Annotated in this window: 14 protein-coding genes; 8 read left to right on the top strand and 6 right to left on the bottom strand. The window is 61.8% G+C overall.

The window, feature by feature from the left end:
* The first annotated feature begins 29 nt into the window (after positions 1-29).
* From G7048_RS08100 to G7048_RS08085, 4 genes are all read left to right on the top strand, one after another.
* Complete coding sequence (locus G7048_RS08100; RefSeq protein WP_166070867.1) at positions 30-1,013, top strand: tripartite tricarboxylate transporter substrate binding protein; 984 nt, start codon at positions 30-32, stop codon at positions 1,011-1,013.
* 88 nt (positions 1,014-1,101) lie between these two features.
* The gene (locus tag G7048_RS08095) at positions 1,102-1,488 is read left to right on the top strand and encodes a cupin domain-containing protein (RefSeq protein WP_166067642.1); all 387 of its coding nucleotides are present in this window, start codon (positions 1,102-1,104) and stop codon (positions 1,486-1,488) included.
* 27 nt (positions 1,489-1,515) lie between these two features.
* Positions 1,516-2,679: an acyl-CoA dehydrogenase family protein gene (locus G7048_RS08090; RefSeq protein ID WP_166067641.1), complete on the top strand. Its 1,164-nt coding sequence runs from the start codon at positions 1,516-1,518 to the stop codon at positions 2,677-2,679.
* Positions 2,680-2,762: 83 nt separating this feature from the next.
* Positions 2,763-3,665 (top strand): LysR family transcriptional regulator, encoded by a 903-nt coding sequence (locus G7048_RS08085; protein ID WP_166067640.1) that lies wholly within the window; start codon positions 2,763-2,765, stop codon positions 3,663-3,665.
* Between the two features lie 250 nt (positions 3,666-3,915).
* Here the strand turns inward: G7048_RS08085 and G7048_RS08080 are convergent, their stop codons facing one another.
* The 3 genes from G7048_RS08080 to G7048_RS08070 all read right to left on the bottom strand — a co-directional run bounded on the left by G7048_RS08080 (position 3,916) and on the right by G7048_RS08070 (position 6,312).
* On the bottom strand, positions 3,916-4,689 hold the full coding sequence (locus tag G7048_RS08080; protein WP_166067639.1) for a sulfite exporter TauE/SafE family protein: 774 nt from the start codon (positions 4,687-4,689) through the stop codon (positions 3,916-3,918).
* A gap of 180 nt (positions 4,690-4,869) precedes the next feature.
* Entirely contained in the window at positions 4,870-5,328 is a 459-nt protein-coding gene (ybeY, locus tag G7048_RS08075; protein WP_166067638.1) for an rRNA maturation RNase YbeY, read from the bottom strand.
* Positions 5,329-5,355: 27 nt separating this feature from the next.
* A complete protein-coding gene (locus G7048_RS08070) occupies positions 5,356-6,312 on the bottom strand; it encodes a PhoH family protein (RefSeq protein ID WP_166067637.1) in 957 nt (318 codons plus the stop codon).
* 47 nt (positions 6,313-6,359) lie between these two features.
* Here G7048_RS08070 and ruvA point away from each other — a divergent pair, with 47 nt between their 5' ends.
* The 4 genes from ruvA to G7048_RS08050 all read left to right on the top strand — a co-directional run bounded on the left by ruvA (position 6,360) and on the right by G7048_RS08050 (position 13,342).
* On the top strand, positions 6,360-6,932 hold the full coding sequence (gene ruvA / locus G7048_RS08065; RefSeq protein ID WP_166067636.1) for a Holliday junction branch migration protein RuvA: 573 nt from the start codon (positions 6,360-6,362) through the stop codon (positions 6,930-6,932).
* 387 nt (positions 6,933-7,319) lie between these two features.
* Entirely contained in the window at positions 7,320-8,858 is a 1,539-nt protein-coding gene (locus tag G7048_RS08060) for a serine protease (protein ID WP_240933212.1), read from the top strand.
* A gap of 102 nt (positions 8,859-8,960) precedes the next feature.
* Positions 8,961-10,970, top strand: coding sequence for a trypsin-like peptidase domain-containing protein (locus G7048_RS08055; protein ID WP_166067635.1), 2,010 nt, complete (start codon positions 8,961-8,963; stop codon positions 10,968-10,970).
* Between the two features lie 470 nt (positions 10,971-11,440).
* Positions 11,441-13,342, top strand: coding sequence for a trypsin-like peptidase domain-containing protein (locus tag G7048_RS08050; protein ID WP_166067634.1), 1,902 nt, complete (start codon positions 11,441-11,443; stop codon positions 13,340-13,342).
* A 309-nt stretch (positions 13,343-13,651) separates the two neighbouring features.
* Here G7048_RS08050 and G7048_RS08045 read toward each other — a convergent pair whose 3' ends face one another.
* Genes G7048_RS08045 through G7048_RS08035 form a run of 3 tightly spaced genes read right to left on the bottom strand, consistent with a single transcriptional unit; the run spans position 13,652 to position 19,019 of the window.
* Complete coding sequence (locus tag G7048_RS08045; protein ID WP_166067633.1) at positions 13,652-16,492, bottom strand: Hsp70 family protein; 2,841 nt, start codon at positions 16,490-16,492, stop codon at positions 13,652-13,654.
* Positions 16,493-16,509: 17 nt separating this feature from the next.
* Entirely contained in the window at positions 16,510-17,130 is a 621-nt protein-coding gene (locus G7048_RS08040) for a hypothetical protein (protein ID WP_166067632.1), read from the bottom strand.
* Complete coding sequence (locus G7048_RS08035) at positions 17,127-19,019, bottom strand: Hsp70 family protein (RefSeq protein WP_166067631.1); 1,893 nt, start codon at positions 19,017-19,019, stop codon at positions 17,127-17,129. Before G7048_RS08035 ends, G7048_RS08040 begins: the two co-directional genes overlap by 4 nt.
* Positions 19,020-19,021: the final 2 nt, after the last annotated feature.

Below are 19,021 nucleotides of genomic sequence, written 5' to 3'. Positions count from 1 at the left end.
GACTCAAGGAGACAAGCAGCATGTTCAAGATGAAGCGTTCCGCCTTTCTCATCAAGGCGTCCGTGCTCGCGGGCGCTGTCGCGTTCACGGGCTGGGCATCGGCCCAGACTCCGCCGCCCTATCCCTCTGCCGGACCGATCACGCTGGTCGTTCCGTTCGCCGCAGGCAGCGGCACGGATGCCGTCGCGCGCGTGGTGGCCACCAAGCTCGGCGAGCGGCTCAAGCAGACCGTCATCGTCGACAACCGTGCGGGTGCGAGCGCGCAGATCGGCGCACAGTTTGCGGCCAAGGCCAAGCCCGATGGCTACACGCTGTTCATGACCACGAACACATCGCACTCGGCGAATCCGTGGCTGTTCAAAAGTCTCAAGTACGACCCGGTCAAGGACTTCACTCCGATTGCGCGCGTGGGCGAATTGCCATTTGCATTGGTGGTCAATCCCAAGCTGCCGGTGAAGACCGTTCAGGAGCTGATCGACTACGCCAAGGCCCATCCCGACAAGCTTTCCTACGGCACGCCGAACAGCACATCGGAAGTGGCCTCGGAGACCATCAAATACATCGCCAAACTGCAGATCGCCAAGGTGCCCTACAAGTCCAGCCCGCAGGCGCTGACCGATCTGATGGGCGAGCAGATTCAGGTGTACGTGGCCGACCTTGGATCGAGCTGGAGCATGCTCAAGAGCGAACGCGTTCGCGCACTCGGCGTGACGGCCGCAAAGGGCACGAACCTGCTGCCCAACGTGCCGGCCATAGGCAAGACGATTCCGGGCTTTGACCTGACGTCGTGGAACGGCATCTTCGCGCCCGCGAACACGCCCAAAGAGGTCGTCGATCGCATCAACTCCGAGCTGCAGGTGATTCTTGCCGACAAGGCCGTGCGCGAGCAGTTGGCAGGCGTCGGGTTTGAAGTCTGGCCCACGAAGACGCCCGAGGAATTCGCCACCTACGTGAATGAGCAACTGGCCTACTGGGGCAAGCTCATCAAGCAGGCGGGCATCGAGAAGGAATAAGTGAATGACAACGTGACGACGCGACGCTACCCACGTGGTGCGCTTCACGCATTCAGACAACGGCACGAGACATCGAGAAAGCATCCCCATGACCAGCAATTATCTGATCCGCGAACAGGACGTGGAAGGCTACAGCCCGGCCAATCACCATGGCACGGTGAACCGGCGCTTGGTAAGCGCTGCCAACGTCGGCGCAAAACACATGGAGGTGGTGCTTGGCACGTTGGAGAAGGGTGGTGGCGCGCTGCCGCATGCGCATCCGGGCATGGAGCAGGCCTGCTATCTGCTTGCAGGCACGGCCGAGGTGGAAATGGAAGGCGAAGAGACCTTCACCATGCAACCTGGCGACACCTGCTTTTTCCCTGAAGACCGCATGCACATCTTTCGCGTGACGAGCGAGACACCCGTGCGACTGCTGGTGATCTACAGCCCGCCCTATGCAGAAAACCCGGCGCGCGTGCGACGTCCGGCCTGATATCGACAACCAGATGGAGCACGAGACATGGACTTTCTCCTGAGCGAAGAGCAAGAGCAGATCCGCGACGCCATCGAACGCGTGTGCGCGCCTTTCGATGATGACTACTGGCTGAAGAAGGACCGCGAAGGCGGCTTCCCTGATGATTTTCACAAGGCGCTTGCCGATGCGGGATGGCTCGGCATCGCCATGCCCGAAGAGTTCGGCGGCGCGGGCCTCGGCATCAGCGAAGCGGCATTGATGATGCACACGATTGCGGCGACAGGAGCAGGCCTGTCGGGCGCATCGGCGGTGCACATGAACATCTTCGGCCTGCATCCGGTGGTGGTCTTTGGCACGCAGGAGCAGAAACAGCGCTGGCTGCCGCCGCTCATTGCAGGCACGGACAAGGCCTGCTTCGGCGTGACCGAGCCGAACACGGGACTCAACACCTTGAAGCTCAAGACCCGCGCCGAGCGCCATGGCGATCACTACATCGTGCACGGCCAGAAGGTGTGGATTTCGACCGCACAAGTCGCCAACAAAATTCTGTTGCTCGCGCGCACCAAGCCGGTCGAGGAATGCAAGGGCACGGAAGGACTGAGCCTGTTCTATACCGACGTGGACCGCAGCACCATGGAAATCCGCGAGATCGACAAGCTCGGTCGCAAATGCGTGGACTCCAATCAGGTGTTCATCGACGGTTTGAAGATTCCCGTGGAGGACCGCATCGGAGAGGAAGACAAGGGCTTTTCCTACATCCTGCATGGCCTCAATCCCGAGCGCATTCTGATCGCTGCAGAAGCCGTAGGCTTGGGCCGCGCAGCACTTGCCAGAGCAACGCGCTACGCCAACGAGCGTGTCGTCTTCGATCGCCCGATTGGCCAGAATCAGGGCATCCAGCATCCGCTCGCGCAGGCGTGGATGCAGTTGGAATCCGCGCACCTCATGGTGCAGAAAGCCGCCTTTCTGTACGACCGCCATTTGCCTTGTGGTGCAGAGGCCAACGCCGCCAAGTACCTCGGCGCGGAGGCTTGTGGAAAGGCCTGCGAAACAGCGATCTTCACGCATGGCGGCATGGGCTACGCGAAGGAATACCACGTCGAGCGCTACATGCGCGAATCGTGGATTCCGCGCCTTGCACCCGTCAGCCCGCAGATGATCATGAACTTCATCGCGGAGAAGGTGCTGGGCTTGCCCAAGTCGTATTGAGGCCGGTTCACATGAACGTCCGGGAAAACGCCAGTTGGATGCCGGTACGCAAAACCGGCGGATGGATGCAAGATATTGCGTTCATGAAAACCCATCTGCTCCGCTACTTTGTCGTGCTGGCCGAAGAGCGCCACTTCGGCCGCGCGGCGCAGCGCCTGTTCATCACCCAGCCGCCGCTGTCCACGGCGCTCAAGACACTGGAAGAAGACCTCGGCGTGCTGCTGGTGGAGCGCGATGCCAAGCATGTGCAGCTCACGCCCGCAGGCGAAGCCTTTCTGCTCGAAGCCCGCAAGGTGCTCGCGCAACTGCAGCGCGCAGCCGACGTGGTGCGCAGCGTCGCGCAGGGCATGGAGGGACGGCTCGACGTGGGCATCACCGGCTCCATGGTCTACCGCAACGTGCCGCAGTACTGCAAAGCCTTCGAGCGCGCACGCCCCAACGTGGAACTGTGCATGCACGAAATGTCCACCGGCGAGCAGTTGCGCGCACTGGCATCGGGTGACATCGATGTGGGCTTTCTCAACATCGGCTTTCCGCCCGATGAACTGGCGCTGCTGCCACTCGAATCCGAAGAACTCGTCGCCTGCCTGCCCGCAAGACACCCGCTCGCGAAAAGCGCGAGTCTGGATCTCCAACAACTGGCCAACGAAGACTTCGTGATGTTCGCCAGAGACGTCTCGCCCGCCAACTACGACAACGTCATTGCCTGCATGCACCAGGCCGGCATCCATCCGCGAACCAGCCACGCGGCACGGCAATGGCTGACGGTGGTGGCACTGGTGTCCACAGGATGCGGCGTCGCACTGGTGCCCGCCTGCATGGCCAAGGCCGGAATCAACGGCGTGAAATTCCTGCCGCTCCAAGGAGTGAAGATGCTCACCCCCGCCATCATGGCGTGGAGAAAAAACGATGACCGCGTCCTGCTAAGCGCATTGATCGATACCGTCAAAGAATGCGCCCAACCCCATTCAAACAAAAGCCGCTGACCCCCGCATCTCGCGACGTCGCGAGATGCCGCACGAGCAACGCGAAGTGCCGTAAGCACCTCTTATGAAACCTCTGACTCGCGGCGGTTGCCCGAACGGAGAGCCCTACGGGCTCGAAGTGAGTTCTGCCGCGTGCCCCCGAATTCCAAGCGTTTTTTGGTGACTTTTTGGCGCAAGCAAAAAGTTACTCGCCCGCCGGGGCGAACACCCGGCACCCGCACTCAACCACAGAGCAGAAGCAACGAAAAAATCACCCCCGCAAAAAGAACAACAAAGCCATCACCAACCCCGTAGCAACAATCCCCCACCGCAGCCAAGACGCAGGCAGCCGGCGCGCCACACGAGCGCCGAGGTAACCACCGAGCGTCGCAGCAATCATCATGATCAACGCCTGCTTCCACTGCACCAACCCACCCACCGCATAGATCGCAACGGCAATGGCAGTGAGCAACGCAGACACCAGATTCTTCATGCCGTTCATCGCATGCAGGTTGGTTTGTCCGAGCAAGCCGAACAGCGCGAGCAGCAAAATGCCCAAGCCACCGTTGAAATACCCACCGTAGACAGCCACCGCCAACATGCCGAGCATGCCCTTGACGGCGGATGGTGCCTGGTCAGGATGTGCTTCCTTCGCGGCCCAGGCACGGATCTGCGGACCGAACGCGAACATGGCCGTGGCGGCCAGCAGCAGCCACGGGACGACCTTGCGGAACACCGCATCCGGCGTGACCAGCAACAGCGCAGCGCCCGCCATGCCGCCGATCAGCGAGGGGATGACTACCGTGCGCATCGACAATCCCGGCGGTGGTTGCATGTCTTCGCGAAAGCCCCATGCGCCTGCGACGTAGCCGGGGAACAGGGCGACGGTGCCGGTGGCGTTGGCCACCACGGGCGGAACGCCGGTGAAAACCAGCGCGGGCAGGGTCAGAAAGCTGCCGCCGCCTGCGACGGAGTTGAGTGCGCCTGCCACGAACGCGGCGGCCAGAAGAAGGGCCCAATGGCCCCATTGGGCGAAGAAGTCCATGCGCTGTTGTCTCTCATTTTTTATCTAAGTCGTGCAAGCGACGGCTTGAGCGTGAGCGTGAGCGGCACGTCCCTTGTTCATCAAAGGGAGCGTGCCGCACCGCGCCTTGGGGCGCATCTTAGGCCGACTGGGGTTGCCCGTTATGCAACCGCAACGCAATACTGCTTAACAGCAGGCCAATCACTTGGCGTAAGGATCTTCAAAACCGAGCTCTTGCATGATGTCGGTTTCGTAGGCTTCCATTTCTTCGGCGTCTTCGGTGCTGGTCTCGTGATCCCAGCCCTGTGCGTGCAGCGTGCCGTGCACCAGCAGATGTGCGTAGTGCTCTTCGAGCGACTTGTGCTGCTCCTTGGCTTCGCGCTCCACGACGGGGGCGCACAGCACCAGATCGGCCATCACGGTCGGCTCCTGCTGGTAGTCGAAGGTCAGCACGTTGGTCGCGTAGTCCTTCTTGCGGAACTCGCGGTTGAGTTGCTGGCCTTCATCGGAGCCGACGATGCGCACGGTGATCTCGGCATCGACGGCCAGCGCATGGCGAATCCAGCGCGTGACCTTGCTGCGCGAAAGCACGGCGCGGTGCTCGGCCACGCCATCGAATTTGGCGAATTGCAGGGAAAGAGAGAGTTGGTTGAGTGACATGAGGAATGAATTGTGCTGCTCTGCCAATCAACTGCGCGGGCTGCGGCTTTTGCTTTGTGCATCGTATGCATCCACGATGCGCGCGACCAGCGGGTGGCGCACCACGTCGGCGGTCGTGAAGCGCGACACGGCGATGCCCTTGACGCGCTTGAGCACGCGTTCCGCATCGACCAGACCGCTGAGCGAGCCCTTGGGCAGGTCGACCTGGCTCACGTCGCCGGTCACCACCGCCTTGGCGCCGAAGCCGATGCGGGTGAGGAACATCTTCATCTGCTCGGGCGTGGTGTTCTGCGCTTCGTCGAGGATCACGAAGGCGTTGTTCAGCGTGCGGCCGCGCATGAAAGCGAGCGGGGCGATTTCGAGCTGGTTGCGCTCGAAGGCCTTCTGCACCTTGTCGAAGCCCATCAGTTCGTAGAGCGCGTCGTACAACGGGCGCAGGTACGGATCTACCTTCTGCGTGAGATCGCCCGGCAGAAAACCGAGACGCTCGCCTGCCTCGACGGCCGGACGCGTCAGCACGATGCGCTGCACGTTGCTGCGTTCGAGCGCATCGACCGCGCAGGCCACGGCCAGATAGGTCTTGCCGGTACCGGCGGGGCCGATGCCGAAGGTGATGTCGTGGCTGGCGATGTTTTCCAGATAGGTGTTCTGTGTCGGCGTGCGGGCACGCAGGTCGGCGCGGCGGGTGGACAGCAGGATCGCGTTGTCCGGCGATCCGTCCTCCAGCATGTCGCTGTCGCTGGCCAGCATGAGTTGCAGTTGCTCTTCCTTGATCGGGCGATCCGCCATTTCATAGAGCGCTTGCAGCAGCTCCATGGCTTGTGTGGCCTTGGCTTTGGGGCCGTCGACCTTGAATTGCTCGTGGCGGTGGGCGATCTTCACCTGCAGTGCGGCCTCGATGGTGCGCAGATGCGCGTCGGCGGGGCCGCACAGGTTGGTCAGGCGGGTGTTGTTGTGGGGGGTGAAGGTGTGGCGTTGGATCACGCGGATAATTTGGTTATTGACGCCGCACATCGCGGCAAAGGACTCCAATGATAGGCAAATTGACCGGCACCCTGCTTGAGAAGAACCCTCCCGAGGTCCTGGTGGACTGCAATGGCGTGGGTTATGAGGTGCAAGTTCCCATGAGCACGTTCTACAACCTGCCCGCCGTGGGCGAGCGCGTGGCGCTGCTCACGCAGTTCATCGTGCGCGAGGATGCGCAGTTGCTTTACGGCTTCGGATCGGTGGAGGAACGCCAGACTTTTCGCGAACTGATCAAGATTTCCGGCGTCGGCCCGCGCACTGCGCTGTCGATTCTGTCGGGCATGGGTGTGGGCGATCTGGCGCAGGCGGTCACGCTGCAGGAAGCCGGGCGTCTGGTGAAAGTGCCGGGCATCGGCAAGAAGACGGCCGAGCGGCTGCTGCTGGAACTCAAGGGCAAGCTCGGCGCCGACATCGGCATCAAGGCCAACGCGGTCAACGATGCGCAGGCCGACATTCTCCAGGCGCTGCTTGCTTTGGGCTACAACGACAAGGAAGCGGCGCTGGCCCTCAAGGCCTTGCCAGCCGATGTGGGCGTGAGCGACGGCATCAAGATGGCGCTCAAATCGCTGGCCCGATAAGCGCTGTTGGCGAAACAAATAGCGACACTCAGGTTTCTTGACTTGAGTCGTCGCGCGGTGGCATCAGATGAATATCCGGTGCTGATTTACCGCATGGTTTCCTGATTTTCTGTCCTATGATTCGCTTGAAATTGCTGTGATCGGTGGCGAGTAAATGCTATTTGTATGCGTGTTTTTGCGATGCGCTCCGAATGAAGTTCACCTTGATTCACAAGATGGCTGCAAAAGCATCTTGATTTGTCTGCTTCGGATGGGTAGGAAATCCATCGAATGTTGGCAAATGTACGTGAGCCGCAACTTTACACGCTGCCTGGAAGAAACAGCTTGGACTGGCACATTTTGATTGATTGCCTAGTAAATAATCTGGCGATCCAATAGGAGTAGGCAATGAGGAAACATTCCAAGGCATGGTGGCTGGCGGGCAGCATGGCGCTGGTCATTGCAGGCTGCGGTGGCGGAAGCGGCAGCAGCAACGACAGCGGCAGTGGAACGGACACCGGGACCGGCACGGGTACCGGTACCGGCACTACCGATCCGACCAAGCCGGTTCAGTCCAATCTGGCCGAGCGCATCGAGCCTTACGATCCGTTGACCAAGAGCAGCAGTGTGGTGCAGGTATCCAAGTCGGACATCGCCGTGCGCGGTCAGGCCGCTGCGCAGTCCATTCAGAAGATCAGCCTGACGGCTCCCGGTGCGACGCTCAAGCAGAGCACCTTGGCAGCGGCGCTCGACCCCAAGCCCGGCACGCCAGTGCAGATCGGGGTGGCGCGGGATGTGGGGCAGACCTCCACGATGGCAACCATGTCCGCGCAATTGAAGTGGAAGACCTCGTCCAGCGGTTCGCGCATTGCCGCTGTGGCGTTCGACTCTCCCAGCGCGCAGGGTGTGCGTCTGGGGGTGCTGGTGCGTCAATTGCCTGTCGATGCTGTGCTGCGTTTCTACGGTGCGGCGGGTGGCGAGGCGGTTCAGGTGACGGCTCAGGAATTGCAGGCTCAGGCACAGCAACTGCTGGACAGCGGTGCGGACGACGTGACTGCGCACACGTACTGGAGCCCGGAATTCGGTGGCGCGCAGACCATTCTGGAAGTGGAAATCTCTGCCAACGCCGATGCGGCCCAGGTGCAGTTTTCCGTGCCACGACTTTCTCATCTCACATTGAGTGTCGAGCAACTGGATCAGGCGGTGCAAGCCAAGGCCACTGCTGGTTCGTGCAATATCGACATGATGTGCCAGCCCGACTATCTCAATCAGGCACGTTCGGTCGCGTACATGCGTTTCGTGAAAAGCAATGGTGTCACCTACCAGTGCACCGGCACGTTGTTGAATGATGCCAAATCGAGTGGCACGCCGTACTTCCTCACGGCCAACCACTGCATCTCGACCCAGGCGGAGGCCTCGTCGCTGACTACCGACTGGTTCTATCGCACGACTGCCTGCAATTCGGGGACGGCCAGTTCTGGCGTGCAGCGACTGAGCAAGGGCGCAACGCTGCTGTATGCGACGTCCAATACCGATGTGTCGTTCCTGCAGCTCAACGAAGCGCCTCCATCGGGCGTGGTCTATGCCGGGACCTATTACGGTGGCGCTTTGAGCAGCGGCACCAGCGTGGTCGGCATTCACCATCCAGATGGCGATCTGCAGAAATGGAGCCAGGGCACGGTGAAGGGCTTCGGCATCTGTGACACGGATGACTGCAAGTCCTCCAACTCGGCGGCTGCGGCTTTCTATGAAATCTTGTGGCAGCAGGGCACAACCGAAGGCGGCAGCAGCGGCTCGTCGATCTTCCACACCATCGGCTCGCAACGCTATGTGAGCGGCCAGCTCTATGCAGGACGCGCATCATGCACGACCCCCAATGGCACCGATTTCTATGGCCGATTCGACGTGTCATATCAGTCCAAGCTCAAGCAGTGGCTGAACCCGTGATGCCCTGATGCTCGCCAGCTTCGCGCGAGGCTGGTGGGTCATGTGATTGGACGGCAGTGGCTGGGACAACTGCTGCAAGAGAAAAAAGACGAGGAAAAGAAAATGCATAACGAACTCATGCATGGACTGCGCGCGGTGGGGCGTGCAGTGGCTCTGGGTGCTTTGTTGACGACCATGGGCGCGGCCCATGCTCAGTCCACTGCGCCGAATGTGTTGCGTGCACCAGCCATGGTGCAACCAGCCGATACGCCCGAGGAGTTTGTGCGCCTGAAGCGCGCAGCGGCCGCGCCGATTGCGCAGATCGCGCCGTCCATCATCCATCTGGGCGAGTGGGGCGGGCTTGAAAAGAGTGCCAGCGTCAAGCGCGAAGGCGTCACGCAAGTGGGCGCTCAACGCGCGAGCGCGACCACCGCCAATGCCAACCAGACACAGGCCGTGCTGAAGTGGCAGACCTCCGCGCGCGGTGGTCGGGTGGCCGCATTGAGTTTTGAATCACCCGGTGCGCTGGGCATGCGCCTTGGCGTATTGATCGACAAGCTGCCGGGCAGCGCGCTGTTGCGTGTGTACTCGCAGGACGCACCCGATGACGTGTTCGAGATTGCCGGTCAGCGCGTGCTGCAGATTCTCGAGAACAATCGTCTGGCGGGTGACACGACTGCCGCAGGTCGCACCTGGTGGACGCCGGGCACGAATGCCGACGAGCTGACGCTGGAGATCGAACTGCCGCCCGGCACCCTGACATCTTCGGTGCAGGTGTCGGTTCCTTCGGTGCTGCATTTCTTTGAGGAACTGTCGCGCCCCGTGGCGGACAGCGAGACGGCGCAGGATCTGACCAAGATCGGCGAGGCGGCGTACTGCGAGAGCGACGCCACCTGCTTCGACACCTACGCCACGCAGCGCAACGCGGTCGCGCGCATGATCTTTGTGGAGCCCGACGGAGCCTATGCCTGCACGGGAACGCTGGTCAGCGACACAGCCAAGAGCGCCACGCCTTATTTTCTGACGGCCCAACACTGCATCAGCACGCAGACGGTGGCATCGACCCTGCAGACCTATTGGTTCTACCGCTCGCCGACCTGCAACGCGGGCACCTTGTCTGCGGCATCGCGCATTCTGAAGAACGGTGCAACGCTGATGTACAGCTCGGCGTCGCCGGACGCCACATTGCTGCGCCTGAACGATACGCCGCCTGCGGGTGCCGTGTTTGCCGGATGGAACGCCAGCACGCTGAGCCGCAGCAGCGCGGTGGTCGGCATTCACCATCCTCGCGGTGACCTGCTCAAGCTCAGCACTGGCGCAATCGACGGCGCCGCGACCTGCACGCTCGGCGATTCGGACAGCGTGAGTTGCGTGAGCTCGAGTGCCACCTCAATGACGGGCACTTATTACCGCGTGAAGTGGTCTCAGGGCACGACCGAGAGCGGAAGCAGCGGCTCCGGCCTGTTCTACAACGGCGAGTTGACGGGCATTCTCTCCAGCGGCACGGGTTCGTGCTTTGCCAGCCAGGCCTACACCAACTATTCGCGCATGGATGCGCTCTATCCGGCAATGAAGAAGTGGCTGGACGCGCCGGTGGATACAGGGACGGGCACCGGCACTGGCACAGGTACCGGTGCGGGCACAGGAGGCACCACCACCACTCCGGGCACAGGTGCCGCGACGACCACGCGCTCTGCCGTCTACCGCTTCTACAACATCCGGTCGGGGGCGCATTTCTACACCGTGAGCGCAAGCGAGCGTGACTTCGTCATTCAGACCTACCCCGACTTCCAGTACGAAAACGTGGCTTTCTATGCCTATGCTGCAGCGACTGCTGGCAAGGATGCTGTCTACCGCTTCTACAACTCGCAGTCGGGCGCGCATTTCTACACCATCAGCGCAGGCGAACGTGACTTCGTCGTTCAGACCTATCCTGCTTTCCGTCTGGAAGGTCCGGTCTGGTATGCACAGACCAGCGCGGGCAATGGCTCAACGCCCATCTATCGCTTCTACAACAGCCGCACAGGTGCGCATTTCTATACGGTGAACGCGTCCGAGCGCGACTTCGTGATCTCCGAATACAAGGACTTCAGCTACGAAGGCCCGGTGTACTACGTGTGGACCGCTCCTTGAGTCTTTGAGCTGAGCGATGGCCCGATCCGGCGTGAGACCGGATCGCGGCAAACCAAACCAACCTGACCAACTTCACCCGATCAGCAGCCCGGCATGTCCGGGCTGTTTGCATTGCGGGCCCGAAATCCTGCCTGCTTAAGAGTTCGATTCTGTTGACGTTTGGCGCATGTCCGGCACCACTCCAGTGTGCTTTGGGCAACAGATTGTCGTCAGCGCTTCTTGCGGTTTTCGCCCTGAAAAGAAATGTGGGTAAGTGCAAGCTTTCTTGTTATGGCTGTATTCATTGGGCTCGTCACATCTCAACCTGCCAACGAAGGCTGAAAAGTTGCTAAATCTTTCAAAATTAACAAAAACTATTGAATCAATACATTTGCAAACCAAGGTCAATCTTAATGTTTCACATATTAAATTTACTGTGACTATGAGTACATTTGAGTCATTAGATATTTCCGTCCCCCCGGAGACCCCCAATGACTACCTTCTTCCAGCACACACGCCAAGCCGCCAAGAACGCCGCAATCGCTGCCATGTTCTTCGTTGCCGCTGGCAGCGCATTCGCCAACAGCGGCGTTCGCATGCTGGAGCGCGTGCAGCCCGCGACGACTGTTGAAGAATTCGTGAGCCTCAAGCGTTCGATGGTGGCTCCGGTGGCAGCGACGGTGGTGGAACTCGGTGAATGGGTGGCTCCCAAGGCCGCCGCAGTGGAAAGCAGCGACATCGTCAAGATCGGCGCAACCCGCGCGAGCGAAGCTTCTGCATCGGTGCAGGCGGTCAATCAACTGTTGGAATGGAAGCCTTCCGCACGTGGCGGCATGGTGGCTGCGCTGAGCTTTGTCTCCAACGGCGCTTTCGGCATGCGTGCCGGTGTGCAGATCGACGCACTGCCAGGCAACGCGCTGGTCCGTGTGTACGAGCCCGACTTCCGCGACGAAGCCTTTGAAGTGGCTGGTCAGCGCCTCGAACAACTGCTGCAGAACAACGCCAAGGCCGGTGACACCTCCACCGCTGCCCGCACCTGGTGGACCCCGGCCGTCGATGGCGACGAACTGGTGATCGAGATCGAACTGCCCGCTGGCTTTGCCCCCAGCCTGGTGCAAGTGTCGGTGCCCAGCGTGCTGCACATCTACAAGGACATCTTCAACCTCATCGACGATGGCTCCACCACCTTCACCAAGCTGAACAATGCAGGCACCTGCACGCTCGATTCCACCTGCCACGACGAATACGCCCGCCAACGCGACGCCGTGGCCCGCATGCACTACGTGACCGCAACCGGCGGCTATCTGTGCACCGGCACGCTGCTCAACGACCGCAACGGCACCGGCACTCCTTACTTCCTGACGGCCAACCACTGCATCAGCAACCAGACCGAAGCCTCAACCCTGCAGACCTTCTGGTTCTACCGCACCCCCACCTGCAACAGCCGCGTGCTGTCGGCCAACAGCAAGACGCTCAAGAACGGCGCCAAGCTGCTGTACACATCGAACATGCCCGACGCAACCCTGCTGGTGCTCAACGACACACCTCCCGCAGGTGCCGTGTTCGCAGGCTGGGACACCACCCCCATCGGCAATGGCGCTGCAGTCGTCGGCATTCACCACCCCGGTGGCGACCTGCAGAAGATCAGCTTCGGCAACGTGATCGGCACTTCGGCCTGCACTCCCGGCACCGGCTTTTACAACTGCGTCGGCACCACCGCGATGACCGAGGGCTTCTACCGCATTCAATGGTCGCAAGGCATGACCGAAGGCGGCAGCAGCGGTTCGGGCCTGTTCGTGAACGGCGTGCTGACCGGCGTGCTCTCCAACGGCACGGCTTCGTGCTCCAAGACCGGCGGCGTGAACAACTACTCGCGCTTTGACGCCATCTTCCCAGCCATCAAGCAATGGCTGTACCCCGAAGCGACAGGCAGCCAATCCAGCGGTGCCCGCACATCGGTCTATCGCTTCTACAACACCCAGACCGGCGCGCACTTCTACACGATCAAGGCCGAAGAGCGCGATCTGGTGATCAACAGCTACAAGGCTTATCAGTACGAAAACGCAGTGTTCCAGGCGTATGCACAACCCGGCGAAGGTCTGGTGGCTGTGCACCGCTTCTACAACCGCAAGACCGATTCGCACGTCTACACCGTGAACGACGGCGAACGTGCCGCGATGCAGGCTGATTCCGCCACCTTCGGTTATGACGGCGTGGCCTGGTATGCGAAGGCTGAAGCGGCTGGCGACACGGTGCAAGTGTTCCGCTTTCGCAATGCACAGAGCGGTCGTTATTTCTACACGGCCAATGCTGCAGAGCGTGATTTTGTGATCGCCACTTATGCGGATCTGAAGTACGAAGGGGTTTCGTACAACGTGTGGCAAGGGCAGTAAGACGATTCGGTTTCGACGAGGTGACTCTAGGGGAATTGGGCCCGGCGGGGGATGCCGGGCTTTTTTTTGTCTGTTCTTTTGTTGGTGTTGTGATTGGGTGGTGTGACGAAGTTGGGCGTTGTGGTGGCTTTGAGAGTCTTCGTTTTGGGGTGACGATATAGCCCCTCATGCTTTGTTGCAAAGCCTTGTCGTACGAGAGTACTGTCTGCGGCTTCGCGTCGCGCCTGAGGGGCTATCTCGTCATTGTGGCTGGTGATTCAAACGGCGTGTACGCTGCATGGGTTGCTGTTTGAATACCTTGTTTGTGGCTTATCTCAGCAAGCTCAAACCCGGTGGAAGGCTGTCGCCGAAGCTGCGTTTGCGGTCGTCGGCATCCATTTCCTGCACGCTTTCGACGAGTTCGATCCAGCGTGTGGGTGCGCCTGATGTCTTGAGTTTCGCCAGCACGTCCGTGCGTTGTGCGTCGCTCATGTCGCGGGCGCGGTCGTCGGTCATGCGGGTGATCTGGACGGCGGCGAACATGGCGGTTTCGTTCTTGCGCCAATCTTGTGTGAGGGTGGCGTTGAGGAATTCCGTCGCGGGGGCTGGCGGCATGGTCAGGTGGGCATTCGCGGCCAGCGGTTGGCGTGCGGCGATGCGGCCGATGGCCCACCAGGTCTGCACGGTTTCGTCAGCGCGTTTCAAGCGCGAGAGCATCCACTGGCCCATTTCCTGCCGGAATTGCCACGGCACGGCCTCCATCGCGGCGAAGAGGCGCAGCATGTCTTCGTAGCTGCCGTGCGTGGATTTGCCACCGCTGCGTTCATTGCGCTGCGTGGTCTGCTGCACTGCCTTTTGCATCTGGCCTGCAACGTCTTCGAGCACCTGCATCTGCTGCGCTTCGTTCAGGCCTGCAGCCACGCGTCGCCAGAACACCCACCATTCCGTCCAGTTGGCTGCCTCCTTGGTGTGGGCGATGCCTTGTTCATAAAGCTGCCAGATCTGCGCGATGCGCCAATCATCGAGCTCCGCGCCCACGCCGGGGCGCAGGCACCAGCCCGCGAGGTTGAACCACACGCGCTCGTGTTCGGCCGAGCGGCGACGGCGTTTGCTGCGCTCCAGCAGCGCGTCGAACAGCGCGCGCAGCACGGCTACGTCCCACGATTCGCGCGGGCCCAGCAGCTTTTCGATGGCTTGCCGAAGTTGGCGCACTTCCTTGGCCGTGATGTCTTTTGCCTGGTTGCCGAAGATGCGGTCGATCTGCTCGATGGCGGCATTCAGCTTGTTGAGCGACTGCGGCGCGGATGCCTGTTCGCCTTCCTCCTCCTCATCATCATCGGCGTTGGTTTGCGCCCGCAGATCGAAGGGCAGCAGCCATTGCTGCTCGGCGTTGTCCGCAGCCAGACAGCGCACTTCCAGCGTGCCGACTTCGGTCATGCAGGCTTGCAACTGCACTTCCATCGATGTGCGCGCTGCTGCGCTGTCCGGTGCTTGCAGCACGGTGGCCAGTGGCGGTAGCTGCAGCCAGTTTTCGCCTTGCAGATCGATAAGCTGTCCCGCTTGAAATGTCTGATCGCTGCGGTTGTTGGACACCAGTTCAAACCGCACGGCCTGCCCCAGCTTGAGGGCAAAGCGTCGTCCGGTCAGCGTGATGCGCGTGCCCTCCTGCGTGCCGCGTGGCAGCAGGCAAAGGCCTTGCGCGGGCGTGCCCGGCTTGCCGCGCAGAACCAGCCAGTAACTGCGCGCCGCACCGCCGCCAATCTTCGGCAGAGTGGTGGCCGGTTGCTTGTGCTGGGTAGCTGCCGCTTGCGCTTCGGAAAGCGTCAAGCCATAGGCTGCCGCACCGCGCGCAACGGCCCAATCGGGATGCGGGTTGTGCAGCACGCGCACAGGCTTTTCGCGCCATTGCGTGAGCTGTTCTGTGAGTCGCGCAACCAGCGCATGCGCATGAAAAACGCCGCCGTTGAGCAGCACGGTATCCGGCAGTTCGCCCGCTGCATGCTGCGACAGAAACTGCGCGAGATGCCGCGAGATGGCCGCGTCTGCAGGGTAGGGCAGGCCAAAGCCGCGCAGTGCGCTCTGGCGTTTGGTGGGGGCTTCATCGATGGCCGCATGGGGCAGAAAGCCTTCAACGATCCAGGACTGAATCTCGTCGCGTGTGAGCACCGCCGAACGGGTTTGCGCCATCAGACGCGAGCCGCTGCCAAGCAAGGTGACGGACACCGATGCGGGCGCATTCTGCGCGAGCAATTGAATCTTTGCGATGCGACAGCGCTGCACCAGTTGCGCGAATCGGGTGGCGGGCAGACGCTGCTCGCCGGAAGCCAGAAACTGCGGCTCCAGCCGATGCGCGAGCGCCAGATCCATGTTGTCGCCGCCAAGCATCAAGTGCTCGCCGACGGCAATGCGGGTGAGTGTCGGCAGCGTATCGGAATCAGCAGCCTGCTCGACGCGAATCAGCGTGAGGTCGGTCGTGCCACCGCCCACGTCGACGACCAGCACCAGCTTGCTGTCCTTGAGTTGCGCTTGGAGTTGATCGCCCTGCAGCACCAGCCAGTCGTGGAACGCGGCCTTGGGTTCTTCGAGCAGGTGCACATGCGGCAGTCCCGCCATCTGCGCGGCCTGCAGCGTCAACGCGCGCGCGCCCTCGTCAAACGATGCGGGCACGGTGAGCACGACGATCTGCTGGTCGAGTGGCGCATCGGCATGCGTGGCATTCCACGCGGCCTTCACATGCGCGAGATAGCTCGCTGATGCGGCGACCGGCGAGATCTTGTGCACATCCTCCGGCGCACCCCAGGGCAGGATGGCGGCGTTGCGATCGACGCCCTGATGCGAGAGCCAGCTCTTGGCGCTCGCCACCAATCGCGATGGCACGGCAGCGCCCAGATCACGCGCCCAGCGGCCAATTACAGCGGGCTTGTCGGCGCTGGCATCCATGGCAGGCCACGGCTTTTGCCAGGCCGACTCACCCAGTTCACCGACCGCTGCGTGATAGCGCACGGAAGGTAGCAGCGATAGCGGCGAGGTTTCATCGGGCGCGGTGCGTTGCGCGATCTGCAGCAGCGTGATGCCTGCGGACGCATCTTTCAATGACGCCGAAGCTGCAACGGTGTTGCTGGTGCCGAGGTCGATGCCGACAACATGGGTCGCTGCAGTGGCGGTGTTCATGGGAAGTTCATGGGGAATCAGAGCAAGGCTTGGATGTCTCTGGTGAGCGCAGGGCGCGATTCGACGATCACGAGCGGCACCGCAATCCAGTTCTCGGCGTGATCCTTGGCGGGCAGCAGGCGCACGTACATGCACACCGGCAACGCGAACTTGGCCAGCAGTGTCATCTGCAACGGCAACAGCGCGTTGAAGCCGGACGTGAAGTAGTCCGGCGTGGTGATCAGGTCCACATAACGGCCATGCTCCAGACCACGCAGTTGAAAGTGGCTCGACTGCGCGGTGACCACATCCTGCCCATCGCGCTGCGTCTTGCTGCGCACCTGGAAGGTCGAGAGATGGCCTTGCACCCAGCCGAATTCCGAGGCCGAACGTTCCGCATATTCGCTCACGTTCACTGCCGGTTGCTCGGCCAGATCGGGCCACAGCTGCGCGAGCATGTGCAGCGTGGAGATCGGATAGGAGCGGGTCTCCTGCGCGCTCACCTCGGCCGAAAACGGCAGCGGATTGGTGCCCGTTTTTCTTCGGGTGTGCTTGGTGATGGAGACCGCAGCGCTCTCACCGGACCACGCTTCGTAGCTGTCGGCGATGTAGTCCTTGTCCAGATAGACGAGGCTTTGCAGGAGATCCTTTTGCATCATGCGCTGACCTGTTCGGCGTCGGCAAGGGATGTTTCGGCGCGCACGTCGAATTCCACCTTCCAGCGCTCGTTGCCGCCCACGGGCACGGCGTTGAGTTCGAGCGTGCCGATGTCGGTCGCGCGTGCGAGCAAAGTCACGGGAACCACGTCGCCCGCGTTGCGGCCTTCGGCGGGCAAGGTGGCTTCGATTTCCTGCAGCTCGACCAGTTCTTCGGGGCCCCAGAAATCCAGCATGGTGCCCACCACATCGCTGCGGCGCACGGACGAGCCAAAGAAGCGCAGGCGAACCGGCTCGCCCACGACGAGGCCGAATTCTTCGCCATCAAGCGCCACTTCAGAGCCTTCTTCCAGACCGAACGGTGCAAGGCACAGCGCGGAAATCGGTGGCTCCATGCCGGGAATCGCGGGCATGTTGGATTCGATGCCGACGTAGTACGACTGCGCCGTGCCGCCGCGAATGCGCACACCACGGCCCTGACGCACATGGCCGTAGTAAGCCGCGCCGCGAGCGACGGCGAGGTCGAGATTCGCACCATCGAGCACGCGCAGTGCGGGTGCGTTTTCGGTGGCCAGCCAGCCATTGATGACGTTGACGATGCGCTGCTCGATCTGCGTGGACTTGAGCACGCCGCCGTTGAACAGAATCGCCGATGGATGCAGGAAGCCAGCGCCCGCAGGCTGCGTGCCTTGCAGTCCGTCGATCTGCTCCGTCGCACCCGCTTGGCGCGAGAGGAATGCGGCCAGATGGCGCGTGACGGCAGCGTCCTGCGCGTACGGCAGGCCAAGCTGCGTGAGCGCTGCGCGAGCGCGTGTCTGCGGCTTGTCGGCTGCGTTGACTTTGGGGAAGAAGCCTTCGACCAGCATCGCCAGCACTTCGGTGCGCGTGAGTTCGGTGCGGATGCTGCCGCCGATCAGCTTGCTGCCACGGCTGGGCACAACGACTGGCACGCTTTGCAGATTTTCATTGGCAAGCAACTGCTCCTTGGCCGCGCGGCAACCATGCGAGAGAGCGCGCGTTTGCCATGCGTCGAGCTGCTTGCCTTCCTGCGCGAGCTTGCGTGCCAGACCGTAGGCCAGCGCCAAGTCCATGTTGTCGCCACCAAGCAGAATGTGCTCGCCCACGGCCACGCGTTGCAGTTCCAGATTGCCTTCGTGCTCCAGCACGGCGATGAGCGACAGGTCGGTCGTGCCACCGCCCACGTCCACCACGAGGATGATGTCGCCGTTCTTCACCTGCTTGCGCCACTGGCCGCCGCTTTGCTGAATCCAACTGTAGAGCGCGGCCTGCGGTTCTTCGAGCAGTGTGAGGTTGTTGAAGCCCGCGTTGCGGCAGGCCTCCGCCGTCAGCTCACGCGCGGCCGGATCGAAGGATGCGGGAATGGTGACCGTGATGTCCTGCTCGTTGAACGGCGCTTCGGGATGCGCGTTGTCCCAGGCCCAGCGCAGGTGCTTGAGGTAGCGCGTCGATGCTTCGAGCGGCGACACGCGCTGCACTTCGGGTGGTGCGTCCGATGGCAGCAGCGGCGAGCGGCGATCCACACCCGGATGGCACAGCCAGCTCTTGGCGCTGCTCACCAGACGGATGGGCGTGTTCGCGCCGCGCGTGCGTGCAAACTCGCCGACGATGTAGCTTTGCTCGCCCGCGCCCGGCAGCGCCATGTCGGCGGGTGTCAGTTCGGTTTCGTGCGGCAGATACAGGAACGAGGGCAGCAGCGGCTTGCCTTCCACACTCGCGGGAGCCGTGAGCTGCGGAATGTTCAGCACCTGCTGGTCGACCTTGTCGCCATCGCTCGCGGTCTTGTCCACATACGACAGCGCGCAGTGCGTGGTGCCCAGGTCGATGCCGATGCAGAACAGCGCGTCGGGATTGGAGGTCGTTGTCGTCGTCATGC

The sequence above is a fragment of the Diaphorobacter sp. HDW4B genome (genome assembly GCF_011305535.1).
In the GTDB taxonomy this organism is placed as follows: Bacteria; Pseudomonadota; Gammaproteobacteria; order Burkholderiales; family Burkholderiaceae_C; genus Diaphorobacter_A.
Note: the sequence above shows the minus strand (reverse complement) of the source record. Positions and strands in the feature narration are given on the sequence as shown.